This window comes from Halorubrum sp. Atlit-8R (assembly GCF_003666025.1).
Taxonomy (GTDB): domain Archaea; phylum Halobacteriota; class Halobacteria; order Halobacteriales; family Haloferacaceae; genus Halorubrum; species Halorubrum salinarum.
Window position 1 is genome coordinate 314,349 of record NZ_QPLV01000004.1, and the last position, 18,697, is coordinate 333,045.

17 protein-coding genes are annotated in these 18,697 nt (G+C 67.1%); 15 read left to right on the forward strand and 2 right to left on the reverse strand.

Going from position 1 to position 18,697, the window contains the following annotated elements; translation table 11 throughout:
* The first annotated feature begins 45 nt into the window (after positions 1-45).
* From DVK05_RS12500 to DVK05_RS12525, 7 genes are all read left to right on the forward strand, one after another.
* Positions 46-1,131 carry a sulfite exporter TauE/SafE family protein gene (locus DVK05_RS12500; protein WP_121563720.1) on the forward strand — a complete coding sequence of 362 codons (1,086 nt, stop codon included), beginning with the start codon at positions 46-48 and terminating at the stop codon, positions 1,129-1,131.
* Positions 1,132-1,250: 119 nt separating this feature from the next.
* Positions 1,251-2,237 (forward strand): S49 family peptidase, encoded by a 987-nt coding sequence (locus tag DVK05_RS12505; protein ID WP_121563722.1) that lies wholly within the window; start codon positions 1,251-1,253, stop codon positions 2,235-2,237.
* Positions 2,234-3,265 carry a DUF4350 domain-containing protein gene (locus DVK05_RS12510; protein ID WP_121563724.1) on the forward strand — a complete coding sequence of 344 codons (1,032 nt, stop codon included), beginning with the start codon at positions 2,234-2,236 and terminating at the stop codon, positions 3,263-3,265. Before DVK05_RS12505 ends, DVK05_RS12510 begins: the two co-directional genes overlap by 4 nt.
* A 107-nt stretch (positions 3,266-3,372) precedes the next feature.
* The gene (locus DVK05_RS12515; protein ID WP_121563726.1) at positions 3,373-4,425 is read left to right on the forward strand and encodes a zinc-dependent alcohol dehydrogenase family protein; all 1,053 of its coding nucleotides are present in this window, start codon (positions 3,373-3,375) and stop codon (positions 4,423-4,425) included.
* Between the two features lie 73 nt (positions 4,426-4,498).
* The gene (locus tag DVK05_RS17385; RefSeq protein WP_173228915.1) at positions 4,499-4,672 is read left to right on the forward strand and encodes a hypothetical protein; all 174 of its coding nucleotides are present in this window, start codon (positions 4,499-4,501) and stop codon (positions 4,670-4,672) included.
* Positions 4,673-4,958: 286 nt separating this feature from the next.
* Positions 4,959-8,087 carry a surface glycoprotein gene (locus DVK05_RS12520; protein WP_121563807.1) on the forward strand — a complete coding sequence of 1,043 codons (3,129 nt, stop codon included), beginning with the start codon at positions 4,959-4,961 and terminating at the stop codon, positions 8,085-8,087.
* Positions 8,088-8,090: 3 nt separating this feature from the next.
* Positions 8,091-9,539 carry a PGF-pre-PGF domain-containing protein gene (locus tag DVK05_RS12525; RefSeq protein WP_121563728.1) on the forward strand — a complete coding sequence of 483 codons (1,449 nt, stop codon included), beginning with the start codon at positions 8,091-8,093 and terminating at the stop codon, positions 9,537-9,539.
* Positions 9,540-9,579: 40 nt separating this feature from the next.
* On the opposite strand, the gene DVK05_RS12530 is transcribed toward DVK05_RS12525, so the two are convergent.
* Positions 9,580-9,948, reverse strand: a complete 369-nt coding sequence (locus DVK05_RS12530; protein WP_121563730.1) for a VOC family protein — start codon at positions 9,946-9,948, stop codon at positions 9,580-9,582.
* 143 nt (positions 9,949-10,091) lie between these two features.
* Between DVK05_RS12530 and DVK05_RS12535 the strand changes: the two genes are divergently transcribed.
* From DVK05_RS12535 to DVK05_RS12545, 3 genes are all read left to right on the forward strand, one after another.
* Positions 10,092-10,757 carry a class I SAM-dependent methyltransferase gene (locus DVK05_RS12535; protein WP_121563732.1) on the forward strand — a complete coding sequence of 222 codons (666 nt, stop codon included), beginning with the start codon at positions 10,092-10,094 and terminating at the stop codon, positions 10,755-10,757.
* A complete protein-coding gene (locus DVK05_RS12540; protein ID WP_121563734.1) occupies positions 10,754-11,020 on the forward strand; it encodes a hypothetical protein in 267 nt (88 codons plus the stop codon). Before DVK05_RS12535 ends, DVK05_RS12540 begins: the two co-directional genes overlap by 4 nt.
* A gap of 65 nt (positions 11,021-11,085) precedes the next feature.
* On the forward strand, positions 11,086-11,271 hold the full coding sequence (locus DVK05_RS12545; protein WP_121563736.1) for a hypothetical protein: 186 nt from the start codon (positions 11,086-11,088) through the stop codon (positions 11,269-11,271).
* Positions 11,272-11,429: 158 nt separating this feature from the next.
* On the opposite strand, the gene DVK05_RS12550 is transcribed toward DVK05_RS12545, so the two are convergent.
* Positions 11,430-13,262, reverse strand: coding sequence for an ABC transporter substrate-binding protein (locus tag DVK05_RS12550; RefSeq protein ID WP_121563737.1), 1,833 nt, complete (start codon positions 13,260-13,262; stop codon positions 11,430-11,432).
* A 103-nt stretch (positions 13,263-13,365) separates the two neighbouring features.
* Between DVK05_RS12550 and DVK05_RS12555 the strand changes: the two genes are divergently transcribed.
* Genes DVK05_RS12555 through DVK05_RS12575 form a run of 5 tightly spaced genes read left to right on the forward strand, consistent with a single transcriptional unit; the run spans position 13,366 to position 18,677 of the window.
* Positions 13,366-14,409: an ABC transporter permease gene (locus DVK05_RS12555; RefSeq protein WP_121563739.1), complete on the forward strand. Its 1,044-nt coding sequence runs from the start codon at positions 13,366-13,368 to the stop codon at positions 14,407-14,409.
* A gap of 3 nt (positions 14,410-14,412) precedes the next feature.
* Entirely contained in the window at positions 14,413-15,855 is a 1,443-nt protein-coding gene (locus DVK05_RS12560) for an ABC transporter permease (protein WP_121563741.1), read from the forward strand.
* 47 nt (positions 15,856-15,902) lie between these two features.
* On the forward strand, positions 15,903-16,946 hold the full coding sequence (locus tag DVK05_RS12565; protein WP_121563743.1) for an ABC transporter ATP-binding protein: 1,044 nt from the start codon (positions 15,903-15,905) through the stop codon (positions 16,944-16,946).
* Positions 16,939-18,276: an ABC transporter ATP-binding protein gene (locus DVK05_RS12570; protein WP_121563745.1), complete on the forward strand. Its 1,338-nt coding sequence runs from the start codon at positions 16,939-16,941 to the stop codon at positions 18,274-18,276. Before DVK05_RS12565 ends, DVK05_RS12570 begins: the two co-directional genes overlap by 8 nt.
* Positions 18,277-18,305: 29 nt before the next feature.
* Positions 18,306-18,677: a hypothetical protein gene (locus tag DVK05_RS12575; RefSeq protein WP_121563747.1), complete on the forward strand. Its 372-nt coding sequence runs from the start codon at positions 18,306-18,308 to the stop codon at positions 18,675-18,677.
* Positions 18,678-18,697 lie beyond the last annotated feature (20 nt).

Consider the following 18,697-nt stretch of genomic DNA (forward strand, 5'->3'; position numbering starts at 1 on the left):
GAAACGCATTTATAATATCCCACGTAATTCGCGTTCCACCCCTCAATGAGCACGTCACTGTCGAGCGACCTTCAGCGCGCCTTTCTGCGCTATCAGCACGTCTTCGTGTTCCTCGCCCCGCTCCTGTTCGTCGCGGGCGTGTACGCCTTCGCGCCGACGCCGGCCGACGCCGGCGTCGACTACTGGACCGAGTACTGGTGGCTGTTCCTGGCGTTCGTCACCGGCGCCACCGTCGTCAACACCGTCGGGATCAGCGGGTCGGCGCTGTTCGTGCCGTTCCTCATCTTCGTCTTCCCGCTGGTCGCGTACCCCCTTGAGCCGACGACGCTGGTGAAGATCGGGCTCATCAGCGAGTCGTTCGGGCTGTCGAGCTCGTCGCTCGCGTTCATCCAGTACGGGCTCGTCGACCGGCGGCTCTCGCTGTCGCTCGTGCTGGGCGGCGTCCCCTTCGTCGTCGGCGGGGCGCTCCTCTCCTTTGTCATCCCCGAGCCGCTGTTCCACGCCCTGCTCGGGATCGCGCTGCTGGCGGCGTCGTACCTGCTGTTCAAGGCCAACCTGGGGCACGGCGACCCGACGGAGAGCGCGGACGACGAGGAGGTCGCGACCGACGGCGGCTCCTCGCCCGACCTCCCGGACGACGACAACAAGCTCGGCCCCGCGGGCGTCGACACCGACGACTCCGGGACCGTCACGCGCGTCGACCGCGACGGCGACGACTACACTTACTCCCGCGGCGGCTACCTCGAACGGTTCCTCAACTACAGCGTCGGCGGCGTGTTCCAGGGGCTCGCCGGCTTCGGGATCGGCGAGCTCGGGATCATCTCGATGCTCCGCACGCAGGTCCCGGTCCGGGTCGCCATCGGCACGAACCACATCGTCGTCGCGACGACGGCCGTGCTGGCCTCCGTGGTCCACGTGTTCGGCGGCGGGCTGGTCGGCGGCCACACGATGGACCTGGCGACGACCCCGTGGAACATGGTCGTCTGGACGGTCCCGGCGACGACGCTCGGCGGCCAGATCGCGCCGTACGTCTCGACCGCGCTCGACACGGGGACGATCAAGGCCGGCGTCGGCGGCCTGTTCGCGGTCATCGCGGTCGCGCTGTTCGCGATGGCGGGCGGCGGGATCTGAGCCGCGTCCCGCGGCGGCGCGTCCCGTAGCGCTTCGCGGTTCGTCGGCGACGCACCGCGCTCGGCGTCGGCGCTCCTTCGTTGTTTTTTTCACATATTTGCTACAGTTGTTACACGGCGATGTCAGCAGACAAGCCCTCCACGGCCCTCACGTCGCGACAGCAGGTTGCTGTCGTCGTGTTGGCCGCGGCTCTGGTCGGCGCCGTGCTCGCTCCGAGCGTGTACGCGGCGACCAACGACCCGAACGACACAGTCGCCGTCGTCGAGATCGAGGGACCGATCAACACGGCCCTCGCCGACGACGTCGAGAGCGAACTGGCGGACATCCGCGCCAACGACTCCGTGGGCGCGGTCGTCCTCAAACTGGACACGCCGGGCGGCGCGCCCGTCGCCTCCGAGCGGATGTACAAGGCGGTCCAGCGGACGAGCCAGGACATGACCGTCATCGCGAGCGTCCAGTCGATCAGCGCCTCCGGCGGCTACTACGCGATGGCGCCCGCCGACGAGATCTACGTGATGCCCACCTCGACGGTCGGCAGCATCGGACTGAACGCTCCCGCGCCGTCGGCCCGCTCGACGCCCTTCGGTCCGAGCGGCCCCGACAAGGCCGGCAGCAACCCGACCCAGGCGTGGGCCGAACAGGAGACGCTCGCGGACACGTTCATCGACGCGATGATGGCGGAACGGGGCGAGGAGTTCCAGATGCCCCGCGAGGAGGTCGCGAAGGCCGACACGTACCTCGGCACCGAGGCCGTCAACAACGGCTTCGCCGACGAGATCGGCTCGCTCAACGAGGCGATCCACGCGGCGGCCACCGAGGAGAACCTCGGCGAGTACACGGTCGACACCCGCGAGACCGGACAGGAGTTCGGCATCCCCTTCCTCGTCCGCACCGACTCCGGGCTCGTCGCGATCCACGCGAACGACCCCGGGTACGCCGAGGTGAAGCCGATGCCCTCGACGTACGTCTACACGCCCGCCGTGCCGCACGTGGACACGATCGAGCGCTTCTCCGAGCCCGACCTCCGCGACGCCGGCGCGGCGTCGACGGAGCGGACGGCGACCGCCAACGAGACGGCGCGGCTCAGCGGGGGTGTCGGCGCGTGAACCGCGTCGCCACGCTCGCGGTCGCGTTCGTCGTGACCCTCGCGGCCGTCCTCGGCGGCGCCGCGGCCGTCGGCTTCGCGACCGCCGACGGGGCCGCGCCCGCCCCGGAGATACAGAACGACCACTACCTCGACGACGACCTCGTCGTCGACGACGACCCCGGCCAGGCGACCGTCGAGATGGACGCCTCGGCGGCGTCCCAGACCGTCCTCGTCGACCCCGGCGTCGAGGCGAGCGGTCCCGGTCCGGCGCTCCCCATCAGCCTCCTCGGGCTCGGCGGCGGCGGCGTCGACGACCGGGACATCAGACCGCTCGCGAACGCGCTCATCGAGAACGGCCACGACGTGGACGTGTACGTGCCCGACCCGGACCAGCGCCGACCGCCCGCGCGGCCCGGCGCCGACCGGCCGACGCAGCTCGGCGAGCGGCTCGCCGAGGCCGACGCGTTCGTGACGTTCCGGACGGACTACGAGCCGGAGCAGCTCGACGAGATCGAGTCGTTCGTCGAGTCCGGCGGCCACGTCGTGCTCGCCACCGAGCCCGACGCGGCGTACTCCCAGCCCGGCGCCGCGTCGCTCGACGCGACGCTCGACGTCACGACCCGGCCCGGCTACGTGTACAACATGGCGGAGAACGACCTGAACTACCAGCGCGTGTACGCCGAGGCGACCGGCGACTCGGCGCTGACCGAGGGCGTCGACCGCGCGGTGTTCCCGTCGGCGACCCCGGTCGGCACGGCCGTCGGCGGCAGCGACGTGCTGCGCCCGATCGAGGGCAGCGAGCTCTCCACGACCCGCGAGGCGACCGAGGCGCCGCTCCTCGTGCGCAACGACGAGGTCGTGATGATCGGCGACGGCGACTTCCTGTCGCCGGAGAACGCCCGACGCGCGGACAACGACGCGCTGATCGGGAACCTGGCCGACTTCCTCGTGACGAACGACCGGACGCCGCCCGGCGCGGGCGGGTCGACCGGCCCGACGCCGCCGCCGGGCGGCGAGCAGCCGCCGACGAACGGCACGGGCGCCTGACCGGTCGCCCGACCCCGGACGGGTCCTAGTGATCGGTCGATCGGATCCCGTCCGCCTCGGCTTCCGACACCCGCTCATTTTTGCCGCGCGCGACGGTAGCGGAGGCCATGCGCGCAGCCGTCTTCAACGGACCCGGCGACATCGGCGTCGAAGAGCGACCGCGCCCCGAGATCGAGGCGCCCACGGACGCGATCGTCCGCGTCACCCACACCGCGATCTGCGGCTCGGACCTCTGGTTCTACCGCGGCGACAGCGACCGCGACGCGGGCTCTCCGGTCGGCCACGAGCCGATGGGGATCGTCGAGGAAGTGGGCGACGACGTGACCTCGGTCGCACCCGGCGACCGCGTGCTCGCCCCGTTCGCGATCTCCTGTGGCGAGTGCGAGTTCTGCCGGAAGGGGCTCCACACCTCCTGCGAGAACGGCGACTCGTGGGGCGGCGACAACGGCGGCGGCCAGGGCGAGTACGTCCGCTCGACCCACGCCGACGGCACGCTCGTCCGCGTTCCCGACCGGTACGCCGACGACGAGGACGCGCTCCGCTCGCTGCTCCCGCTCACCGACGTCATGGGCACCGGCCACCACGCGGCCGTCAGCGCGGGCGTCGAGGCGGGCTCGACCGTGGCCGTCATCGGCGACGGCGCGGTCGGGCTCTGCGGCGTCCTCGCCGCGCGCCGGCTCGGCGCCGAGCGGATCGTCGCCGTCGGGCACCACGAGGACCGCCTCGAACTCGCCGAGGAGTTCGGCGCCACCGAGACCGTCTCCGAGCGGGGCGAGGCCGCCGTCGAGCGGATCCGCGAGCTCACCCACGGCGGGCCGAACCACGTGATGGAGTGCGTCGGCGCCGCGAGCGCGATGAACACCGCCATCGACGCTGTCCGCCCCGGCGGCACGATCGGGTACGTCGGCGTCCCCTACGGCGTCGAAGACGAGGGCCTCGACGTGTTCGGCATGTTCGGGCAGAACGTGACGCTCGCGGGCGGCGTCGCCCCCGTCCGCGCGTACGCCGAGGAGCTGATGGCCGACGTGCTCCAGGGAACGCTCGACCCCGCGCCGATCTTCACCGAGACGGTCGGTCTCGACGACGTCGCCGAGGGCTACCGCATGATGGACGAGCGGGAGGCGATCAAGGTGCTCGTCAAACCCCACGACGACGCGTAGGCCGGCTCAGAGCCCCTCTTTCGACAGATTCGGCGTAACATTTAGAAGCGTCTAGTCCGTGTTGATAGTTGTCATGTGCCACCATTACGACGAGGCGATGACCTGGGAGGAGGTCCAGGCACGTCACCGGTCCGAGGAGGCGGACGAGCTCGACGACACCCCCGACGTCGACGCGGTCGACGAGCCGGCGGGCGAGACGGAGGAGTCCGAGCCCCCGGCGGAGCCGCGCGTCCCGGCCGACGACTGACGCGGTCGGGCACGACCCCGCCTCGAACCCCGACGTTTCTTTCGCGCGTCGCCGTCCCCTGAGCGGCGTCGCTGTCCCGTAAAACTCGAATCCCGCCGTTAGCGTCCTCTCAACCCGTTTCAGGTGGTGCCTGAAACCCTGTTCAGGCCCTTCCCGAACCCGTTCAGTCGGCGAAATACAAGGTCCGTAGAGGTGCTTGTCCCGACATCTCCAGCACGGAGTCTCACACGCCTATGACACGGACACAAACGGAGGGACGAGTCGAACCGGTGCGGGTGGTCGACGAATGACGCGGGAGCAGGCACACGCGGTCGCGCTGGCCGCGGTCATGGTGCTCTCCGTGGTCGCGGTCGGCGCCGGCTTCGCCGGCAGCGCGGTGGCGCAGGACCAAGGGACCACGACCTACGAAGTCGGTCAAGGAAACGCGACGGACTTCCAGACGATCCAGGAGGCCCTGAGCAGCGACGCCCTCTCGCCGGGCGATACGCTCGAACTCGTCGACGAGACGTACTCGCCGTCGGGACAGCTCACCGTCGACACGGCGGGCGTCGACATCGTCGGCGTCGGCGACACGACGATCGAGAGCGAATCGAGTGGGTACGGAATCCGCGTCACGGCGGCCGACGTGCGCCTCAGTAACTTCGACATCACCGGCCCCGGGACGTACGCGGTCAAGGTCTCCGGCGCCGACCTGAGCGAGGGCCGGCTCGACGGCTTCACAATCGAAGACGTCGAGGTTCGCGGCAGCGGGTCGACGGGCGTCGACCTCAACGCGGTCACGAACGCGACGATCGACTCCGTGACCGTCTCCGACACCGTCTCCGGGAACGGCGTCGCGTTCACCGACGTGACCGACACCGAGGTCACGGGCGTCACGACGACGAACAACTCGTGGGGCGGCGTCGCGATCTACGCCGACGGCAATCTGAGCGACCAGCTCGGCGACGACGTCGGCTCGTACGGGATCGAGTTCGTCGGCGACCTCGACGCCAACGAACCGCTCCCGCTCTACGAACAGGCCCCTACTGATGAGCTGATCTATGATATCGACTACCCGGATAACTTCGAGTACCGAGTTACAGCTGGTCCATTCAATTCCTACTATCGCTCTGCCTCAACGGCTCTCGACGCCGCCGCGGCGACCAACGACGAAATCGAGGCCGATCCAGCAGCGGTCTCCGAACTCAATGGCCCGTTCGTCGTCGACGGAAACCTGAGCGTTCAGGCGGCGATCGACGCGGCCGAACCCGGAGACACGATCGACGTGTACCCGGGAACGTACGAAGAGGATGCGGGAGAGCGCGCTGGGGAAACATTCGGAGTTTACGTTGGAACCGATGACCTCACGATCCGCGGCGTGAACGAAGCTGGTGAGCCGATCACTACCCCGGCGAACGCTCAAGCAGAACTGGTGTCGCTGAACTCCTCGCTCGACGGAACGAACGGGGCGTTCGTTGCTGCTGACGACACGACGATTCAGGGGCTCGAACTTACTCCAAACCCCGACGCAGACCCGAACAAGAATGTCGAAATTGTCGGGGACAACACCACCCTCCGCTCGAACGTGATTAACGGCGATGTCGGCAGTGTCTACTTCGCTACTGGGGCCGTTCAGAAGTTCCTTGTTACTGATAATCAGATCAGTGGTTACTTGTCTGCTAGTAATGGAGCCGGAAACGAGACAGCTGCTTCAAACCGAGTTATCAGGAACAATCGAATAGGAGTCCTCCAGTTCAGCGGCACGCAGGAAGATATCCCCTGGCGAAACTACGACGTTGGCGGGGCTGAGATCAGTCAAAACACTATTCTCAACGGCGTATACTCGCAGGGGAAAGTCGATCTCAATCTATCCGCTGTTGCCGAAGAGAACAGCTTCCCTGAAGGGAAGGTGACAGCTCGGACTCCGAAAGGCGACATCCGTTCGATCAACGTCACGGTTCAGGTCGGTGAAGTTGGATGGACGGACAAAACGGCGGTCAATCTCACATATATTCAGGGTATCTACACTGACGTCTCATCAGCAGTTGAGGACGCTCAATCAGGCGATTCCGTCAGAATTGGCGCCGGCACATACACGGAGAATGTAACGATCGGTACGACAAACGTCACCATCTCCGGACAGGGGGACGACACCGTGATCAACGGCTCGGTCGCGCTCGACGCGGCCGACGCACACCTGTCCGACGTGCGGATCGAGAGTAACGTCGGCGACGTGTTCCCGAACCCGGCGGCCGAAAACAACGCGGTCAACGTGGCCGGGTCGAACGTGACGGTCTCCGATGTCACTGTGAACCTGTCCGTCGAATCGGCCGACTTCAGTGAGGGACTCGCCATTGAGGTTTCCGGTGATGATGCTTCGGCGACCATCACGAACGCGACGATCGACGGCACCGGTGAGACGACGAGTGACGCGCTGATCGGTGTTGTCGGCGTTAGTGCCGATAAGGGTGCGGACGCGACGGTCCGTAACAGCGATATTGAGGTTACAAGTGAAGGATACTCTATCGCTGTCGTCGCACGTGGAGCCGGGACAGAGACTACTGTACGGTTCAACCAACTCTCTGCGACCGGTGACGCTGAGAACTACGACGGTGTTGGATTTGGTGTCGAAGGTGCCACGCCCGAAGCTCAGACAGTCCGGTTCAACACCTTCGACGGTGTCGAGACGATCGAAAACAAGGCCGGGGACGGCGAGCTGGACGTAACGGGGAACTACTGGACCGACCTTAGCGATGTCGAGTTCCTCACGGACGCAGATACATTCAAGGAGGCTCAGAAGGGCGGGGAAATCACCTACGACCCGTTCTTGACAGTCGAACCCAACGAGGTCGACGCCGATTCGCTCGGCGAGACGACGCAGTTCGGCCACGACCTCGTCGTGCCCGCGGACGGCACGCCGCACTCGGTCGCGTTCCCGGCGCCGGTCGAGGGCAACGTCACCGAGGTCTTCGGCGAGTTCAACGGCACCGTCTACGCGTACGACGGCGACGGTTGGGAGAGCGGCGCCGAGATCGCCGACGAGGAAGTCGGCGCGCTCGACGCGTTCGCCGTCAAGGTCGACGAGGGGGAGGAGGATCTCCGGATCGCCTTCGAGTACGCGGCCGCCGACGCCCAGTACCCGACGAGCGCGGACCTCGAATCGGGCTGGAACTTCGTCGGCGCGCCCGAGTCCGGCACGTCCGCCGAGGCGTTCGACGTGACGACGACGAACGTCGCGACGGTCGCGCACATCAACGCCGGCGCGGGCTCGCAGCCCTACGGCGCGAACTCCACGGCGCCGTTCGCGACGAACCCCGACTCGGTCAGCCCGTTCCAGGGCTACTGGGTGTTCGTGACCGACGACGGCGAGCTCGGCGCCACGGTGCCGGTCGGCCCGACGCAGTCGAACGAGGAAGGCGCGGTCACGGGTAGCTAATCCATGAACCTCCGACACCTGCTCGGGATCGCGGCGCTCGCGGTGCTCGTCGCCGGCCTCGTCGCGAGCGGGGCCGCGGTGAGCGGCGCGGCGGCGCAGGACAGCCCGCCGCCGACGCCCGCGGCCTACTACGGCCAGGTGACGGCCGACGGCGAGCCGCTCGACGGGGTCACCGTCGAGGCGGTCGTCGACGGCGAGGTCCGCGATTCGATCGAGACCGACGCCGAGGGGCGCTTCGGCGGCCCGGGCGCCTTCGACGAGAAGCTCACCGTCGAGGGGCCCGCCGACGAGGTGACGTTCCGCGTCGCCGACTCGCAGGCCGGCACGGCGGCGTGGGAGTCGGGCGCCAACGAGGCGGTCGACCTCTCGCTCGCCGAGGCGCCGGCGCCGCCCGACGACGGCGACGGCGGAGACGGAACGCCGACCGATCCGGGCGACGGGGGCGACGACACGCCGACGGATCCCGGTGACGGCGACGACGGCGGTGACGGCACGGCGCCGGGCAGCGGTACCGGTGGCGCGCCCGGTGGTGGTACCGGTGGCGCACCGGCCGGCGGAACGGGCGGCGCACCGGGCGGCGACGACGGCGAAACGCCCGGCGAGGGCCCGGCCGACCCGCCGGCGGTCGACGACGTGCTCGACCTGCCCGCGGACGCGTCGACGACCGGCGCGGAGGCGGCGACCGCCGCGGTCGACGAGGCGACCGGGACGAGCTCGGTGACGTTCACCGGGCAGACCTCAGTCGAGGGGATCACCTTCGACGGCGCGGTCGAGGGCGCGGTCGGCGTCGCCGAGTACGAGTCCGCGCCGGAGACGACCGGCCCGGCGCCCGGCGCATCGGTGTCGGTCGTCGAGATATCGGTGCCGGCGTCCGCGACGGACACGCCGGCGACGATCCGGACGCGGATCTCCGCGGACCGGGTCGCGGCGGCCGAGGCCGACCCCGGCGACCTCCGGCTCTCGCGGTTCGCCGACGGCGAGTGGCAGGGCTTAGAGACGACGCTGGTCGAGGAGACCGACGACGCGGTCGTCCTGGAGGCCCAGACGCCCGGGTTCTCGACGTTCGCCGTCTCGGCGGTGAGCGAGCCCGACGCGGCGATCACGGTGCCGGTCGAGACGCTCGACCCCGGCGAGACGGTGACGCTGTCGGGGCTTCAGTCGAGCGACGAGTACGGCGAGGTCGTCGCGTACGACTGGTCGATCGACGGCGACGCCGCGACCGGCAGCACGACCGAGGCGTCGTTCGCCGAGCCCGGCGAGTACGAGGTGACGCTCACGGTGACGAACGATGCGGGCGAGACCGACACCGTGACGGAGACGGTGACCGTCGCCGCGGACGACGCGCCGGTCGAGGAGCCGGGGCTGTTCTCGCTCCCGACGCTCGGCGCGGTCGCGCTCGCGGTCGTCGTCGCGCTGCTCGTCGTCGCCGCGGTCCGCCGCGCCGACGGCTAACCGGCTCTCGCCCTTCTTTCGAACTCCCCGAGACGGCCGTTCAGAGCGGCTCGATCAGCTCGACGACGTGGCCGTCGGGGTCCTTCACGAAGGCGACGCGCGCGCCGGCCTCCGGGTGGTCGGTCGGCGCCTCCACGACGCCGTGGTGGTCGATATCGGCGAACGCCGCGTCCACGTCGTCGACGCCGACGGCGACGTGGTCGTAGCGGTCGCCGTCCGCGCTCGGCTCCTCCCCGGGCGTGTCCGACAGCTGGAACTCGACGCCGTTCTCGTCCGCGACGTACACGTTGCGAGTGTCGCCGTCGGCGACCGTGAACTCCCACGAGCGCTCGAAGCCGAGTTCGTCGACGTACCAGTCGGCGGCTCGGTCCGCGTCCGCCACGTTCAGGCAGGTGTGGAGAATCTCCATGCGTCGCCCTCGCGCCCCGCCGGCATAAATTCCCGACCGCCGGCTCCCCGCTCGGCGCGGGCGGCGCGGCCGTCGCGAGCGGTGCGGCCGGCGCGTCGCCGAGCCGCCCGAGCAATCATGTCGCTCGCGCCCGTCGCGTCCGTATGGACCGCAACGCGGTACGCCGCGCGTGGGACGCGGTCGCCGAGACGTACGCCGAGCGACGCGACCCGGACGGATCGGACGCGGCGCTGATCGACGACCTGCTCGACGCGCTGGCGAGCGACCCTCGGGTCGCGACCGACGACGACCCGCTCGTTCTCGACGTCGGCTGCGGCGACGGCGCCCGCACCCTGGCGAACCTCCCGCCGGGCAGCGTCGGGCTCGACGTCTCGCGCCGCGGGCTCGACCTCGCCCGCGAGACCGTCCCCGACGCGCGGCTCGTCCACGGCGAGATGTCCGCGCTCCCGTTCGCGGCCGACCGCTTCGACGCGATCACGGCCTACCACGCGGTGTTTCACGTCGAGCGCGAGCGCCACCCGACGGTGTACGACGAGTTCGCGCGCGTCCTCCGCCCCGGCGGTCGGATCCTCGCGACGCTGCCGAGCGGCCGCTTCGAGACGGTGCGGCGCGGCTGGATGGGCGGGGAGATGTTCTTCTCCGCGCCCGGCCGCGGGCGCACGCTCGACCAGCTGCGCGCGGCGGGGTTCGCCGACGTCGAGACGCGGACCGCGACCGACCCCCTGAGCAGCACCGAGTTCGTCTTCGCGACGCTGGCGGGCGACCCGGCGCCCGACGGCGGCGCCGAGCCGGGGGCGACCGACCCGTGAGCGACCCCGACGAGGTCCCGCACGACGTGCGCGCGAGCCTCGGCCAGTTGCTCGCGGAGGCCGGCGCGGCCGCCGAGCGCGGCGACCGCGACACCGCTCGCGCCCTGCTCGACACGGCCGAGACGGTGGCGACGAACAAGCTCCCGGCCGGCGAGCGGCGCGACCGGATCCGGTGGGGATGCGCGGCGGCGCGCGACGCGCTCCCGAACGGCGACCTCGCGGCCGCGTACGCGACGGCGACCGCCGACGCGGTCGGCGAGTGACGCGTCTCGACGCGCCCGGCCGCGGGAGCGGGGGAGTTTTCCGCCCGACGGACGGACGAAGGCGTATGGAGACGCGAGACGCGCGGTTCCTCCTCCTGAGCACGCTGCTCGCGGTGACGCTGTTGAACTCGCTCGACGCGCCGACCGCGGCGTGGTTCCGGACGGCGTCGTTCGCGCTGGCGGCCGGCGTGCTGCTCTACGTCGGCTACGCGGTCGCGCGGCCGGTCCTCGCGCGGCTCCCGGCCCGGTAGCGACCGACGCTCGGGCCCCTCACTTTAGTCGCCCGAGCGCCTCCCCTCCGGTATACGCGTCGCCTCGCTGCTCCTCTCCGCCACAGAAACGCTGTTCGCGCTCAACACCGGTCATGACGGGTCGAAAAATCCCTGGCGCCAGAGTAAACCGCCGTCACCTAGCGGTCCAGCGTCGTCGTGTCGTGTTTCTGCTTGTAGGACCCGCCAGAGCCGAAGGCGTCGACGTCGACGTAGTCGTAGCTGAACCGTTGTTCGATCTCGTGGTAGACGGGGAGGTTCGCCACGTCCTCCCAGTTAGCCTCCTCCATTGTGATGGCAGCCTCGTTGCGGATTTGGGTGTCCTCGTCGTTCGCAAGGGGGTTGTTCTCGATCCGCTCCCAGGCCTCGATTGCGTTCTGGGCCGCCTCGCTGTCGTTCGGCCAGTCGGCGTACATCTCGACTGGGCCTTCGGTCGGATCCGACCGCGAGGGGTCGAGGTGTTTGACGAACGCGTCCGGCGCCGCCCAAGGCACGATCCACGCGAGCGTAAAGGCCTCGACGTTGAGGGCGCGCACTCGTTCGAGCAGGGTCGAGAACGGTGCCTGCTCGATCTGCATGTCGATGTGCGCGTTGGTCAGCTTGTCACGGAGTGTGTTTGCCACGCTCAGCCACGTACTCGACTGGTACTGGAGCCAGTCCAACTCGTAGCGGTTGTTCGGCCCGTACCCGGCCTCTTCCATCACCTGCCGCGCGCCTTCGAGGTCGGTCTGGTTGTACCCGTACGGGTAGTTCTCTTCTGCGTGTTGGTTGTACGCCTCCGCCCCGCCGGGGTAAATGTTCGGCGACATCGTGTGGTACGCCGGTACCGCCCGGTTCTTGAACACCTGCTGGGCGATCGTCTGCTGGTTCATAGCGTGTGCTAGTGCCTGCCGCACGGGTTTCGGCACCGCGGGCATGTTGAACCCGATGTAGTTGTAGTTCAGCGTCGGAACACCGGTGGCCGACAGCGTTTCACCGTTGCGCGCCTCGTACGTGCCGCGCTGCCGGCCCTGCTCGTCTGTCCGGTCGACCGTGTAGCTGCCCGCGCTGAACTGTGAGGTCGGGATAGCGAACATGTCGGCGTTCTGGTTCATCGCGTAGTTGAACCGCGCCGAGGGATCCGCGATGATCTGCCAGTGGATCCCGTCCACTTCCGGGCCGCTGTCGTGATAATCGTCGTACGCTGAAACCCTCGCTTCCGTCCCCGACTGCCACATCTCGAACTCGAAGGGCCCGGCGCCGATGGGGTTATCGGAGGCGAACGTCCCCTGGTCCATCTCGCCGTCGTATCCCTCGATGTCGCCGACGATCCCCTCCGGGTAGACGGCAAACTGGTTGTTCGCCATCACCTGCGTGGCCGACGCGAACGGGGCCGCGAGCGTGAACTCGAACGTGTAGTCGTCGACGGCTTCCATCTGTAGGGTTCCGGGGACGTACGACCCATCGTCGGTTTCTTCGTGAGCGATGTTTACCGCGCTCAGGATGTCCGACGGGGCCTGGGAGTTCGGCGACGCGGCCAGCCGCTCCCACGCGTAGACGAAGTCTCCTGCCGTGACTTCGTCACCGTTGTGATACCTGACGCCCTCCTTGAGCTCGAAGGTGTACGTGAGGAAGTCGTCGCTGACCGAGTAGTCGGCGGCTAGGCGAGCCTCAACCGGAACGCCGCCGTCTACCCAGTTCAGCAGGCCGTCGAAGATCTGCGTCGTGACTTCCGACGAGGCCGTGTCCGATGCCTGAACCGGATCGAGGGAGCTCATCGTCGCGTTGATGAGCTGGAGCTCGTTCCCGGCGTCGTCGCCGTCCCCGCCGTCGTCCGACTCGCCGTCCTCGTCGGTGCCCGTGTCCGTCCCGTTCGTATCAGACGACGGCGGTTCGTCGCCGCCGGCACAACCCGCCAGCGCCGCACCGGTCGCCGCCGCACCTGTCGTTTTCAGAAAAGTCCGCCGTGAGGCGTCTGTGTCACCAGATACCATGGGAAGGGCCAGGGTACTGATGTATAAAAAATATCATAAATGGGCAATGGTATGGACTATTAGAAAATTTTATCCGTGGCACGTAGTAGCAAATCACACACTAATGGCCAAGTGGAACTACTTCCTCCGTCGGCTCCTCCTCTCGATACCCGTACTCATCTTGGGGACGACGGTGGCATTCTTGATCATCCGTGTCGGCCCGATCGATCCCGCGGCGGCAATTCTGGGACCGTCCGGTGACCCGACCGAGTACGAGCAGCTCCGAGAGTCCTTAGGGCTAAACGACCCGTTATGGGACCAGTACCTCGATTACATGTGGAATCTGTTCACCTTCGACCTCGGCCAGTCGTGGGTGATCAGCCCCGGGGACGGCGCGTACGAACTCATCGCGTCGTACGCTCCTAGGACCCTGTGGCTCGGGTTTTGGTCGATCCTGATCCCGCTGTTCATCGGCATTCCGCTCGGATTCTACGCGGGGTTGAACCCCAACACGCTGAGCGACTACTTCGCCTCGTTCGGCGGGATCGTCTGGCGCGCGATGCCGAACTTCTGGCTCGCAATTATCCTCGTCTCTGTCCTCTCCCAGTCTGAGGAGCTGTTCGGGTTCGAGTGGGCCACCTTCCTCGTCGAGACCAACATCGTGACTCCCCCGCCGTTAGGGTTCCTCGGTGACCCGCTCAGTCTGATCACGGCGCCTGGAGAGACGTGGCCGGTTGTGCTCGCGGCGACGAAACAAATCCTCCCGGCCGCGCTGGTGTTAGGATCGGCGTCAATGGGGAACGAGATGCGGATCGGTCGGACTGCCGTGCTGGAAACAGTGAATTCGAACTACGTCGAAACTGCCCGAGCGAAGGGAATGAGCCGGCGTAACATCGTTTGGAAGCATATCTTCCGGAACGCTCTGATCCCGCTGGTGCCGGTGATCACCGGCGAGGCGTTCCTGCTGATCGGCGGCTCCGTACTGGTCGAGGTGGTGTTTGGGATCAACGGGATCGGCTACCTCTTCTTCCAGTCGGCGATCCAGGGTGACCTGCCGCTGGTCTCGTCGCTCCTGTTCGTGTTTATCCTGACGTTGGTTACACTCAACATCATCCAGGACCTGCTGTACACGGTGCTGGACCCCCGCGTTGGATTCGAGGATCAATAATCCATGTCCGCCGAACAAACGGCAACGACAACGACGTACCGCGACCGAGTGCGTGACCAGCCTGTTCCGTTCGCCCGATGGCTGGTGGGAGCCTCACTCCTCCTCCTCGCCGAGCTCGGAGCAGTGCTCTCTTTCGTGCTGGGTGTGACGAACGACCTCCTCCGGCTCACCCTCGGAGCTACCCCGCTCTCCGGCGCGGTCGATGCCTCCCAGTCGCTTCCGACGCTGATTTCGCGCGAATTTGTGCCGAACCAGGGTTACTACACTGGGGAGGAATGGGTAGGCACGTTCCTCGGACTGGAGCCGAAGTACGCCTGGCTCGTTCGGGTCACCCTGGTCTTCATTTACGGGGCGGTCTGGTGCGGATGGCTGTGGTTCGGCTACATCACGTTCCGCCGCCATTACCGCGTCGCGGACTGGACGCCGACGGACGACATCATCGACCGGCTCAGGAGCCACCAGTGGGGGAAGTTCGGGATGGTCATCGTGGCGCTGTTCCTCCTGTTAGCGCTGTTCGCGCCCGTCGTGAGCCCGACGACGATGGAGCAAAACATCCAGGACCCGTATTCCCACCAGATCCAGTACTTCTCCGAAGAGACCGGCGAGGTTCAATCGACGACCGCCGGAGCGGCGAACCGGCAGTCGACCTCCGTCGGCTCGGTCGCGCGCAACGTCGGGCCGTGGGAGTACGACAACTTCAATCGGTTCCACCCCTTCGGCACGCTGCCCTCGGGGAAGGATCTGTTCACGTTCCTCGCTTACGGGGCCCGCATCTCGCTGTTCATCGGTGTCAGCTCGATGCTCGGCGCCGGCGTCCTCGCGATGTCGTTCGCGATGATCTCCTCGTTCTACAAAGGCGCCGTCGACTTGGCACTGGTCGTCACCAGCGACTCGATCCAGGCGTTACCGGTGTTAATGATCCTCATTCTAGCCGCGGTGGTGTTTTCAAACACTTGGATCGCGACGATGTATAACGGGGCTCTGCTGTTCATCGCGCTGTTTACGCTGATATACTGGCCGTATCTGTGGCGGGCCATCCGTGGGCCGTCGTTCCAAGTTGCCGAAGAGGAGTGGATAGACGCCGCGAAAAACTACGGGCAACATCCTGCGCAGATCATGCGGAAACACATGGCTCCCTACATCGTCGGGTACATGCTGATCTACGCCTCGCTCACGCTCGGTGGGGTAATAATATCCGTCGCGGGGCTTTCGTTCCTCGGACTCGGTATCACACCGCCGACGCCCGAGTGGGGACGAGCGATCAGTCTCGGGCAGCCGTACGTCGCCTCCGCCTCGTGGCACATCTCGCTGATCCCGGGGTTCTTGATCACGCTGGTCGTCACCGCGTTCAACGCGATGGGAGACGGGATCCGCGACGCGGTCGATCCGCAGAGCGCCGAGGGCGATGAAGCGACTGCCGCCGCGGCCGGTGGTGGTGGCGCGTGAACCGAACCCTGGAGCCTCGTACGGCGACCGCTGAGGGTGACAAAGCGATGCTCGCCGTGGAAGACCTACAGACGGTGTTTCACACCGACAAGGAGACGGTTCGAGCGGTCGAGGGGATCAGTTTCGAGGTTCGGGAGGGTGAGACCGTCGGCATTGTCGGCGAGTCCGGCTCCGGTAAGAGCGTGACTGCCCGCTCGATCATGGGGCTGGTCGACGCTCCCGGACGGATCGGAGACGACTCCTCGATCACGTTCCGGGGGCGTGAGCTGACCCGGATGACGGAAGACGAATACCGCGAGGTGCGAGGAAGTGGGATCGCGATGGTGTTCCAAGACCCGCTCACCAGCCTGAACCCGGTGTACACGGTGGGTAACCAGATCAAAGAGACGCTGCGGGTCCACCAGGGGCTTCGGGGCGACGAGGCCGACGAGGCGGCGATCGACCTCCTCGAATCGGTGAGTATCCCTGACGCCCGGCGGCGACTCGACGAGTACCCGCACCAGTTCTCCGGCGGAATGCGCCAACGCGCGGTGATCGCGATGGCGCTGGCGTGTGACCCGGACCTGCTGATCTGTGACGAACCGACGACCGCGCTAGACGTGACGATTCAGGCGCAGATCCTGGAGCTGCTTCAGGAGCTCCAAGCGGAGCGCGACCTCAGCATCATCTTCATTACCCACGACATGGGCGTGATCGCGGAGATCAGCGACTGGGTGAACGTGATGTACGCCGGCGAGATCGTGGAGTCCGGTCCGGTCGGGGAGATCTTCGAGAATCCTGCCCACCCGTACACCGAGGGGTTACTGAAGAGCATTCCCGGACGGTTCCCCGACGAGACGTACCTCAGAACGATCGAGGGGGACGTGCCGACGCCGACGGAGGCGCCGACTGACTGCCGATTCCACCCGCGGTGTCCGAAGAAGTTCGACACGTGCGAGGAGGTCCACCCCGCGTCGGTTGACATCGAGTCCGGGAGATCGGGTCACCAAGCAGCGTGTCTGTTGTACCCGGACGATCTAACTCGGGAGGCAGCGATCGAGGAACACGAACGACAGACGGCGGACTCGGAGACGGAGGCCGACGATGAGTAAAACGAATACGACGCCCGAACAGGAGCAACGAGCGGCGACTGCCGACGACGAGAGTCTGGTCAGCGTTCGCAACCTCCGGAAACACTACGGTGCGGACGGCTTTCTCTCGGACAATCCGGTAAAAGCTGTCGACGGCGTGAGCTTCGACATCCATCGCGGCGAGACGCTCGGGCTCGTCGGTGAATCCGGCTGCGGGAAGACCACGCTCGGGCGGACGCTCGTTCGACTTGAAACGCCTACGAGCGGCAAGATACGGTTCGACGACACCGATATCACGACGCTTTCCGGCAGCGATCTTAAGCAGTGGCGACGGAACGCACAGATGGTGTTTCAGGACCCTGACTCGAGTCTCAACGAGCGGATGACCGTTGGAGAGCTGATCCGCGACCCGCTCGACGTTCACGACTGGAAGACGAAGGCCGAACGCGACGAGCGGGTGCGCGAACTGCTGGAGAAGGTCGGACTCTCAGAGAGCCACTACTTCCGATACCCTCACCAGTTCTCTGGCGGCCAGCGCCAGCGTATCGGGATCGCCCGCGCACTCGCGCTCGAACCCGAGTTCCTCGTACTCGACGAGCCGGTCTCGGCGCTCGATGTGTCGGTCCAAGCGAAGATCCTCAACCTGCTCCGGGACCTCCAGTCCGACCTCGATCTGACGTACCTGCTCATCGCGCACGACCTCTCGGTCGTCCGCCACCTGGCCGACCGCGTCGCGGTGATGTACCTCGGCCACATTATGGAGCTCGGCGAGACCGAGCAGCTGTTCGAGAACCCCGCGAACCCGTACACGCACTCGCTGCTGTCGGCGATTCCCGAACCGGACCCCTACGCCGAGTCCGAACGGATCACGCTCCGCGGGGCGCCGCCGAGTCCCCGGAATCCACCGGAGGGCTGTCCGTTCTCGACGCGCTGTCCGACGAAGATCCGCCCTGAAAAGTACCGTTCGGTCGACGACGACGCGTGGCGGGCGATGGAGGAGCTCCGAGGGATCCTCAGAGAGCGGGCGCACACCGACCGCTCGATAACCGTGATCGCCCGCGAACTGCTCGGGCTGGAGACGCGCATCTCCGACATCGACGAAATCGTCGAAGAGGTGTTCGGTGACGTCGACTTACCCGCCGAGCTGTCCGACCACGTCGAGCGCGTCGTCCACGAGGTGAACAACGGGAACCCCGAGGCCGCTCAGAGCTACCTGAAACGGGAGATCGGCGGCCCGTGCGACACCGACACGCCCGAGTACCACACCGTCGACGACGCCGGGCGGTCCAGCTACTGTCACCGCCATGCCGCGGAGTACGAATCGCCGTCATCGATCCGCAACCTCGAGTGATGTCGACAGATCGGAGGTCGCCGGTCGCGGTGTTTCTCTCCAAAACAGTCGACGGCGTCGTCTACGCTGTCCTCACGGCGGGAGCCGCGTCGCTCGTCGGGTTGGCCGTCGGGGCGCTCTTCGCGGAGCCGTTGGTTGTCCTCAAGTACCTGCTGTTCGTCGGCGGGTTCTTACAGGTCGGCGTCGGTATCGCACAGCTCTGGCCGAGCGACCCGTCGGACATCCAAGAGTCCGCTCCCGACGCACCCTCTCGGACGCAGCGGGTCGTCGACCGTCTCTCGCTGACCCGACGTTTCGGCCTCCCTGTCGGCCGGCACTTCGCGCTCGGGACGAAACGGTTCCTCTCGGGGCTGGCGATCCTCTTCGTGTCGTTCGGACTGGAGGCGGTGCTCGGCGTCTGATGTCGTCGGGAGGTATTTAG

Excerpts from the sequence above, each read along its gene's own strand:
- DVK05_RS12500 (WP_121563720.1), top strand. The coding sequence starts at position 46 with ATGAGCACGTCACTGTCGAGCGACCTTCAGCGCGCCTTTCTGCGCTAT.
- DVK05_RS12505 (WP_121563722.1), top strand. The coding sequence starts at position 1,251 with ATGTCAGCAGACAAGCCCTCCACGGCCCTCACGTCGCGACAGCAGGTT.
- DVK05_RS12515 (WP_121563726.1), top strand. The coding sequence starts at position 3,373 with ATGCGCGCAGCCGTCTTCAACGGACCCGGCGACATCGGCGTCGAAGAG.
- DVK05_RS17385 (WP_173228915.1), top strand. The coding sequence starts at position 4,499 with ATGTGCCACCATTACGACGAGGCGATGACCTGGGAGGAGGTCCAGGCA.
- DVK05_RS12520 (WP_121563807.1), top strand. The coding sequence starts at position 4,959 with ATGACGCGGGAGCAGGCACACGCGGTCGCGCTGGCCGCGGTCATGGTG.
- DVK05_RS12525 (WP_121563728.1), top strand. The coding sequence starts at position 8,091 with ATGAACCTCCGACACCTGCTCGGGATCGCGGCGCTCGCGGTGCTCGTC.
- DVK05_RS12530 (WP_121563730.1), bottom strand. The coding sequence starts at position 9,948 with ATGGAGATTCTCCACACCTGCCTGAACGTGGCGGACGCGGACCGAGCC.
- DVK05_RS12535 (WP_121563732.1), top strand. The coding sequence starts at position 10,092 with ATGGACCGCAACGCGGTACGCCGCGCGTGGGACGCGGTCGCCGAGACG.
- DVK05_RS12545 (WP_121563736.1), top strand. The coding sequence starts at position 11,086 with ATGGAGACGCGAGACGCGCGGTTCCTCCTCCTGAGCACGCTGCTCGCG.
- DVK05_RS12550 (WP_121563737.1), bottom strand. The coding sequence starts at position 13,262 with ATGGTATCTGGTGACACAGACGCCTCACGGCGGACTTTTCTGAAAACG.
- DVK05_RS12555 (WP_121563739.1), top strand. The coding sequence starts at position 13,366 with ATGGCCAAGTGGAACTACTTCCTCCGTCGGCTCCTCCTCTCGATACCC.
- DVK05_RS12560 (WP_121563741.1), top strand. The coding sequence starts at position 14,413 with ATGTCCGCCGAACAAACGGCAACGACAACGACGTACCGCGACCGAGTG.
- DVK05_RS12565 (WP_121563743.1), top strand. The coding sequence starts at position 15,903 with ATGCTCGCCGTGGAAGACCTACAGACGGTGTTTCACACCGACAAGGAG.
- DVK05_RS12570 (WP_121563745.1), top strand. The coding sequence starts at position 16,939 with ATGAGTAAAACGAATACGACGCCCGAACAGGAGCAACGAGCGGCGACT.